Genomic DNA, 7,586 nt, shown 5'->3' with positions numbered 1-7,586 from the left:
ACCGTGAATAATATAGTCGAGAACGGTGGCTGTAAAGTAATAATATTCAAAAAATCACCAACTGCATTTTTATCAACCAATACATACTAAAAACAACCAAAATAAGATCAATAAAGCATCAATTATACACTTCCATCACAAGTAACCGTTATTACAACTATAATGATGACAACATACCTACCTTATATCCTCATAAATATATATAAAACAGCATAACTAACACTTTAGCATTTTATGCTACTTATACTCCCCCCCAAATAACAACTCAACACACTGATTAATAAATATATTTATTATCACTTCATGATAAAACACTATTGTTAGAGTCTATCTTAATGTAATTTTTCATTTAAAAGCCATTAAATACATGATAAAAAGTAGTTAATATATTTAACATTTATATATCTTTACACGTACAAATATTAAACCTTTATTTTATTCTCTTAAATAATTATGCGCTGTAAATATATTATCTATTAAAAATCAAACGCTTTTATTTATAAACACAGGATTACGTATGGATACAACATCATCAACAACCCCAAATCGAGGAACATGGAGTTCAAAGATTGGCTTCGTAATGGCGGCAGCAGGATCTGCTGTAGGTTTAGGTAACATTTGGAAATTCCCTTACACCGCAGGTGAGAATGGCGGCGGTGCATTCGTTTCTATATATCTGTTATTTGTTATCGTGATTGGCTTTAGTGTGATGCTGACAGAATTTGCTGTTGGCCGAAAAACAGGACTATCAGCAGTAGGAGCATTTAAAATAACAGATCGTCGCTGGACTTTTGTCGGTATTCTAGGCGTACTTAGTGGGCTATTAATCATGGGCTTCTACCCTGTAGTCGGAGGCTGGGCCATTGCCTATATCTATAAAGTCTCTACCGGACTATTAAGTCAACCCGACGCGATTGGTGACAGTTTTAGCGGATTTATTGCTAACCCTCTGCAACCTCTATTTTGGATGGGACTATATCTCTTCTTTAATATTTTAGTAGTTATGCGCGGTGTCTCTGGCGGTATTGAGAAAGCCGGTAAAGTGTTAATGCCACTGTTATTTATCATTTTAATTATTGTATCAATCAAAGGATTAATGTTACCTGGTGCAATGGCAGGATTAGAGTTCTTATTTAAGCCCGATTTTTCAAAAATTGATAGTTCCGTTGTATTAGCTGCATTAGGACAAGCGTTCTTCTCATTAAGCCTTGGTATGGGCTGTATGCTTACTTATGGTAGTTACCTACGTAAACAAGAAAACCTAGTACAAACAACAGCAATGGTTACCGCAATGGATACAAGTGTCGCCCTACTTGCTGGTATCGCAATGTTCCCTGCCATGTTTGCTTTTGGTATGGAACCATCAGCGGGCCCAGGTTTAGTGTTTGTCGTAGTACCACAACTGTTTGCCGAAATGGGTGAAATTGGCTTAGTACTCGCTATTTTATTCTTTATCGGACTAAGTGTGGCAGCACTCACATCGTCAGTATCATTACTTGAAGTTGTTGTTGCTTACTTAATTGATGAAAAAGGCTTTAGTCGTATAACTGCAGTACTAACAGCCAGTGGTGTAATGGCATTACTGTGTATCTTAGCGTCTTTATCTATTGGTGGATTTGGTCCAACTCTGTTCCATACCGGTGCTTTTGATATTTTTGATTTGTTAACCGATAAAATCTTCCTTGCCATTGGTGGTATGTTGGTATGTTTATTTGCTGGCTGGCGTTTAGATCGCAGTGAATTGAAAAAAGAAATCACGAATGACGGCAAGGTTTCATTCCCACTGTTCAATGTGTGGTATATGTTGATCAAATATATCATTCCAGTGGCTATCGCAATTGTTGCTATTGCTGGCGTTAAAGCAGGCTTTGATAGTAATAAAGGTGAGATTATGATCCTTGGTTTAATTATCATTGGCCTGTGCGGTATTTTCTCAAAGAAGCTCTAACGATCATAAACATATAATCCTCTTGCCGCTGATTATTATCAGCGGCTTTTTTTATTGTTTAAATAAGTCATTTTTTAGATCCTTGTTGCCATTTGTGGTTACAGGTACACTCTGCTAATCATTTATATTATGCTCATAAAGGATTATCAATGAAGAATATTATTGCATTTATCTTATTAGGAATGGTTGTAACTGGCTGTGCAGGATCTCAAGGTACTACGATTCAGACCCATGGCAGTATTGAAGCAAGACAAAGTATTAATTAATCATCGTCATCATAATTATTGTTATAAACCGAGCCAAGACTCGGTTTATATTTAATTAGATTGCTCTCAATTCCTTGAAATACTGCTCTAACTTATTTAAACAATGTAACCGTTCATCCGCTGTTCCATGATCGAGAACGTTATAAGCTTCCTGTAATAATGCTAATTCACTACCATTATTTTCAGCAACCGTTAATTGCTTAGCCTCTTTAGCTAGTATTGATTGTGTTCGTTCTGATAACACCATTAAATCAATTGATAATCCAGCTAACGACAGTAACTTCCGCCAAGCCGTATACGGTATTTGCTGATCGCGATTACTACCAAGCCAGCTATTAAGGGTTCTATTACCTTTTGCTGTTACCCCTAGTTGAATCGATATCTCTGTTTTAGATACTCCAAGGGTTTCAACTAAATAATTTACAACACATTGAACTTGCTGTTTAGTTGGCGCTATATAGTTGTTATCCGTAATTGATAATAAACACTCACTTTCAGGATTGATTACCTCACAGCCAACCATAAACATTTGTTTTATATGAGCATCAGCAGTAACACTTAACATATCCATATATTCAACGCGAGTACAATGTTTCTCAAAATCACTAAAAAGCTCTTCAAGTGTAAAATACTGAATTTTGTCTTCCATTTATATTTTATCTTCCATTGAGTAATAAAGGCTAACACCATTAATAGTAGTCATAAGATATAACATATTAAACAGAAAATACCCGTCATCGTCATAATTAGTGACATTACGTGAGCAAGATCTCATTCAAAAAAACATAGAAAAACATAGGACAGCCATATCTTTACTTTAAAAATTAAAACAGTTCACTGGTGTTTTTTAGGCTCGATCATACGTTGAGTAGATCATGGATATTAGGCTGAGTGAATGACAGTATCTAAGCAAAGAATTATGGGTGTCCAATATTTCCTTCCATGTTTCCTTGGAACACTTCGAGCTAGCAATTACCGCGGGGAAAATGGAATAGAATGATAAACCATTTTGTTCAAACGTAAAAAAGCCGCTATAAATAGCGGCTTTTTAATGTATGGCGGAGAGATAGGGATTTGAACCCTAGATACGCTATAAACGTATGCCGGTTTTCAAGACCGGTGCTTTCAACCACTCAGCCATCTCTCCATGCGGCGTATAATATAGAGGACAGTATTTGATGTAAAGCATTTATTCCTATATGGAATTTAATCGCACGATTATCACGCGCCTTTGAGTGTCATTGTATGTTTTATCATAGATCCAACCTTTTAATTGGTGCGCTATAATGCTACTTAATGATCACTGGTAAACCACGTTGAATAGCTAATGACACAATTTCAAGGAGGAGATAATGAAAGCACTAATTGTTGGAGGCTCTGGAGCTATTGGACTTGCAGTTATCAAGCAGTTATTACAGCTTAAACCCCACACGCACATCCATGCGACATATTTTCGCCACCAGCCCGACTATCAACATCCACAATTACATTGGCATGCGCTGGATATTACTATTGAAGCAGATATTGCTAAGCTTGCAGCCCAATTAACCCAACTTGATGTGCTGATCAATACCGCTGGCATGCTCCATACTGCTGATCATTTACCTGAAAAATCAATTCAACAGTTTGATGTCGATTTTTTCCAAACCAATATTCAAACAAATACCATACCGACATTGTTACTTGCTAAGCACTTTATGGCATCATTAAAAACTTCACCGCGCAGTTATTTTGTCACGGTATCAGCCAAAGTCGGCAGTATTGAGGATAATAAATTAGGTGGCTGGATCAGCTATCGTAGCTCTAAAGCGGCATTAAATATGGCAATTAAAACCATCAGTATTGAATGGCAAACAAAATTGCCTTTCTGCTGTGTAGTTGCTTTTCATCCTGGTACTACTGACAGCGCTCTTTCTCAACCTTTTCAGCGCAATGTTGCTTCACATAAACTATTTACACCACAATATACTGCGCTATGTTTATTAAATATTTTATCGACGTTAACCCCTAAAAATAGCGGTCAATTTTTAAGTTATAGCGGCGACACCATTGCTTGGTAAAGATCCACTAGCGACATCAACATCAACATCAACATCAAACCATATTATATTATTATACTTCACGCTAAATTCATAATAACATGCTGATTTATTCGTGCTGTTCGCTCCTATTTATTTCGGTAGGTATAATGAAAAACCGTTCTGTTGGCTTTGCAATGACCATTTTAATTATTGGTAATTTAGTGGCAGTGCTTTCTGATGCTTTAATTAAAACCATGGGTAAAGATGCGGCTGTATTTCAGTTTGTATTTTTTCGCCAATTGTCAGCGGTGATCATCTTACTGCCTTTTTGTTTACGTGCGACCAAACAAAGCTTTTTAATTGGCTTAAAATGGCATTGTGTACGCGCACATGTATGGTTATTAGGTGCAGTATTTATGGTGATCTCATTAAGCACACTGCCGCTGGCCACTGCGAACGCTATTTTCTATGCTGCCCCCTTGATCATGCTTCCGCTCGCCATGGTGATGTATGGTGAAAAGCTAACCCGTTATTCTGTCGCCGCAGGTATTATTGGCTTTGCGGGTGTGTTAGTTATTGTACGCCCAACCGACATTAGTTGGGCTGCTTTTGGTGCATTAGTGGTTGCCTTTACCATTGCTGTTAATAACCTTTTTATTCGAAAACTCCCGACCGAGCAGAGTGTTGCTCAGACCTTATTGCTGACTAATTTAATCGGTATGCCAGCATCACTGGCGTTAGCACTATGGGAAAATAAACCCTGGGACTGGTCGCCACTAATTACAGCATCAGGCTCAAGTGCATTAATTTTGGTATATGCGGCAACGTGTGTCGTCGCTTACCGTGCTGCTGAAAGTAATAAAATAGCCAGTGCGGAATACAGTGGATTAATTGGTGCGGTGATCGTGGGCTATTTATTGTTTAATGAAGTGCCTGATATCACCACCTTAATGGGAACAGTGATGATCATAGCGCCACTATTATGGTTAGCCAAAGTTGAATCAAAACAGCATAAAAAAGATTCAATTCAAGCGATTGCGGTTAATGAATAATAAAAAAGCGATAACCATTAGGCTATCGCTTATATCCATTTTCGCTTTACTGCCTAATAAGCAATTATGCTAACGCTTTATTGAAACCATCAAGCACTGCTACCGTATTATGACCTAAGTCATCCACCGCATAGCCACCTTCAAATACAAATAATGTTGGAATATTTAATAAACCAATCATCCAGCCGATCTTTGTATAATCATTACGTAGCAACTTAAAATAACTGATCGGATCGTCTGCAAAAGTATCCATACCTAATGAAATAATTAATGCTTGTGGCTGATATTCTGCAATACGAGCCAATGCAGTTACTAAAGCAGGCTCATACACTGACCAATCGGTTGTATTAAGCGGTAACGGCAAATTGAGATTAAAGCCAAGGCCTTCACCTTCACCCTCTTCATCAGCAAAGCCAAGATAATGCGGATAATCGTAATCTGGATCACCATGAATCGATGCGAATAATACATCGCTACGATCATAGAAAATACTCTGAGTACCATTACCGTGGTGATAATCAATATCTAATACTGCTACGCGCTTTGCCCCTTGGCGAATAAAGCTTTCCGCTGCAATTGCGGCATTATTTGCGTAACAATAGCCGCCCATTAAATCTGGCGCAGCATGGTGACCTGGTGGTCGACATAACGCAAACGCAGCATGCTCGCCTTGTTTGATTAAATCTACCCCTGTTAATGCACATTCTGTAGCAGCAACAATGGCTTTCCAAGAACCCGCAGTGATCGCAGCTGTCATATCGAAACTGTAATAACCTAAACGTCCTTCGATATCTTTTGGAATACGGTTACGTAAATGGCGGGCAGGTGCAAAACAGTATGGTGAGGCATCATGCACATCACCAAACGCTTCAACCCATTGATCCCAACAACTTGCTAGAAAATCAACGTAATCATCCGTATGTACCCAACGCATCGGTGCATCACCGTAGCTATTAGGCTCCACCATCGTAAAACCACCATGACTATTAAGTGCATTAAGCACCATGTCAGCACGCTCTGGTTTTTCAAAACATGACGTTGCTTCACCATTTAAAAATTCAAAACGTACATGATGTAAACGTTGTTTTTCCGTGTAGATAACTTTCATTATTTCTTCAACTCCATCCAATAGCGCTGATAAATAGCTGTCGCTTCACCAACATCAGCCAAAAATTGACCTTGTTGCTTAATCGCTTTGGTTGGGAAAATAATATCACTATTACGAATATTGTCAGGGAGAGTGTTTAATGCGGCCAAATTAGGGGTCGCGTAACCAATTTCAGTCACAATTTTGGCTTGGTTTTCTGGCTTCAATAAGAAATTAATGAATTGATATGCCGCATCTTTTTGCTCACTCGCTGCTGGAATGACCATATTATCCATCCAGAAGATAGTACCTTCTTGTGGGTACGCAAATTTAAGTGCTGGATTTTCATTTGCTGCGCGCACTGCTGTACCATTCCATTGCATACCAACAGATACTTCACCAGCAATGTAGGGAATATGCGGTGCATCTGAATTAAACAATGCCACATTTGGCTTTAAACTTTTCAGGGTTTGATAAGCTTGCTTAATTTCAGCTTCATTACGGCTATTAACACTATGACCATTCATGATCAGCGCCATACCAAACACATCACGCGGATCGTCAGTTAATAATACACTGCCTTTAAACTCTGGTTTCCATAAATCTTTCCACTGAGTGATTTGTTTAGCATCAACAATATCACTGTCGTAACCTAATGCAGTACTACCCCACAAATAAGGAATAGAATATTGGTTATTTGGATCAAATGGCTGATTTAAAATCGTGCTATCTAACTGAGCAAAAGCGGTGATTTTGCTATGATCCAGTTTAGCTAATAAGCCTTCATCAGCCATTTTAGAAACATAGTAGGTTGATGGAAAAACTAAATCATACCCTTTACCGTCGATCATTTTGAGCTTGGTATACATCGTTTCATTACTTTCAAACGTTGAATAGTTAACCTTGATATCAGTTTCTTTAGTAAATTGTGTCAGTAGTTCTGCAGGCAGATACTCTGACCAATTATAAATATTTAATGTGGTATCAGCGAAGGCTGGTTGGGCAACGAAAGAACTAAGTAAAAGCGATGCAAGTAGATTCTTTTTAAACATTTCACCTATTACCAATATTCATATAAAGCTCGATATAAGCTTTGATTATTGACAATACCATAAATATTTTTAGTCAGTAATTTAGAAATTGTATGCAAATGCTACAGCTATACATTTTCGCACATGACGATGATATCACCACAACCAATCTGTCGCGACA

Annotated in this window: 6 protein-coding genes and 1 tRNA gene; 3 read left to right on the top strand and 4 right to left on the bottom strand. The window is 37.9% G+C overall.

Annotation, left to right across the window (positions count from 1 at the left end; all coding sequences use genetic code 11):
• Window positions 1–517 precede the first annotated feature (517 nt).
• Window positions 518–1,948 (top strand): sodium-dependent transporter, encoded by a 1,431-nt coding sequence (locus BTN98_RS13330; protein WP_060997152.1) that lies wholly within the window; start codon window positions 518–520, stop codon window positions 1,946–1,948.
• Window positions 1,949–2,269: 321 nt separating this feature from the next.
• Here the strand turns inward: BTN98_RS13330 and BTN98_RS13325 are convergent, their stop codons facing one another.
• Both BTN98_RS13325 and BTN98_RS13320 read right to left on the bottom strand, forming a co-directional pair.
• Window positions 2,270–2,863 (bottom strand): hypothetical protein, encoded by a 594-nt coding sequence (locus tag BTN98_RS13325; RefSeq protein WP_060997153.1) that lies wholly within the window; start codon window positions 2,861–2,863, stop codon window positions 2,270–2,272.
• Between the two features lie 407 nt (window positions 2,864–3,270).
• A tRNA-Ser gene (locus BTN98_RS13320) sits at window positions 3,271–3,361 on the bottom strand.
• 205 nt (window positions 3,362–3,566) lie between these two features.
• Here BTN98_RS13320 and BTN98_RS13315 point away from each other — a divergent pair.
• Window positions 3,567–4,274 carry an SDR family oxidoreductase gene (locus BTN98_RS13315; protein WP_060997154.1) on the top strand — a complete coding sequence of 236 codons (708 nt, stop codon included), beginning with the start codon at window positions 3,567–3,569 and terminating at the stop codon, window positions 4,272–4,274.
• A gap of 128 nt (window positions 4,275–4,402) precedes the next feature.
• Window positions 4,403–5,287 carry a DMT family transporter gene (locus BTN98_RS13310; RefSeq protein ID WP_060997155.1) on the top strand — a complete coding sequence of 295 codons (885 nt, stop codon included), beginning with the start codon at window positions 4,403–4,405 and terminating at the stop codon, window positions 5,285–5,287.
• Window positions 5,288–5,351: 64 nt separating this feature from the next.
• On the opposite strand, the gene BTN98_RS13305 is transcribed toward BTN98_RS13310, so the two are convergent.
• Window positions 5,352–6,395, bottom strand: coding sequence for a histone deacetylase family protein (locus BTN98_RS13305; RefSeq protein WP_060997156.1), 1,044 nt, complete (start codon window positions 6,393–6,395; stop codon window positions 5,352–5,354).
• The gene (locus BTN98_RS13300; RefSeq protein WP_060997157.1) at window positions 6,395–7,426 is read right to left on the bottom strand and encodes an extracellular solute-binding protein; all 1,032 of its coding nucleotides are present in this window, start codon (window positions 7,424–7,426) and stop codon (window positions 6,395–6,397) included. The genes BTN98_RS13305 and BTN98_RS13300 overlap by 1 nt, the downstream gene beginning before the upstream one ends.
• Between the last annotated feature and the right edge of the window lie 160 nt (window positions 7,427–7,586).

Origin of the sequence: Photobacterium aquimaris, from assembly GCF_002954455.1 — a bacterium.
GTDB classification, from domain to species: domain Bacteria; phylum Pseudomonadota; class Gammaproteobacteria; order Enterobacterales; family Vibrionaceae; genus Photobacterium; species Photobacterium aquimaris.
The sequence above is the reverse complement of the archived record's forward strand: the minus strand, read 5'-3'. Positions and strand labels throughout refer to the sequence as shown.

Excerpts from the sequence above, each read along its gene's own strand:
- BTN98_RS13315 (WP_060997154.1), top strand. The coding sequence starts at position 3,567 with ATGAAAGCACTAATTGTTGGAGGCTCTGGAGCTATTGGACTTGCAGTT.
- BTN98_RS13305 (WP_060997156.1), bottom strand. The coding sequence starts at position 6,395 with ATGAAAGTTATCTACACGGAAAAACAACGTTTACATCATGTACGTTTT.
- BTN98_RS13300 (WP_060997157.1), bottom strand. The coding sequence starts at position 7,426 with ATGTTTAAAAAGAATCTACTTGCATCGCTTTTACTTAGTTCTTTCGTT.
- BTN98_RS13330 (WP_060997152.1), top strand. The coding sequence starts at position 518 with ATGGATACAACATCATCAACAACCCCAAATCGAGGAACATGGAGTTCA.
- BTN98_RS13325 (WP_060997153.1), bottom strand. The coding sequence starts at position 2,863 with ATGGAAGACAAAATTCAGTATTTTACACTTGAAGAGCTTTTTAGTGAT.
- BTN98_RS13310 (WP_060997155.1), top strand. The coding sequence starts at position 4,403 with ATGAAAAACCGTTCTGTTGGCTTTGCAATGACCATTTTAATTATTGGT.